This is a genomic window from Liquorilactobacillus vini DSM 20605, assembly GCF_000255495.1.
Taxonomy (GTDB): domain Bacteria; phylum Bacillota; class Bacilli; order Lactobacillales; family Lactobacillaceae; genus Liquorilactobacillus; species Liquorilactobacillus vini.
Map to the genome: position 1 here is coordinate 1 of NZ_AHYZ01000185.1, position 453 is coordinate 453.

Here is a 453-nt window from a genome sequence, read left to right on the forward strand (position 1 = left end):
ATGAAGTGGCAACTTCATCTTCAAAATAAACTCGTTTTTCAACGAGTATAGAAAGAATGTTTAATTCATGGATTATTGTACCCGATTTTTACTTGGAATTAAAGACACAAGGCTGATTTTTGATCCTAAATTTGGTAAAAATTTCATTACTGAAGGATCTTATCATCATCAAAATGTTCATTTCGTCCATTTGTTACAAACTTATCCTTGTTTTTGCCCTGTTTGTCAGCGAAAAATGTTGCGAAATGGTTTTAAACTGACCAAAGCTGTTGGTTTGCCTTCAGCTGGTGTTACTAATATTCTTTGTATTCGCAAACAAAAGTTTATTTGCCCTAAATCCAAAAAGTGTCCCCAAGTCATCACCAAAATTGCTAAAGTTGCTGGCATTCAACCTAAAAATCAAATTTCTGATGCAGTTAAATATCGTGCCGTTATTGAACTGGGAAAAAACAT

1 pseudogene is annotated in these 453 nt (G+C 33.3%); it reads left to right on the forward strand.

From position 1 onward, the window contains the following. Positions 1 to 67 precede the first annotated feature (67 nt). A pseudogene (locus tag ON15_RS10190) lies at positions 68 to 453 on the forward strand (ISL3 family transposase); the annotation flags it as partial.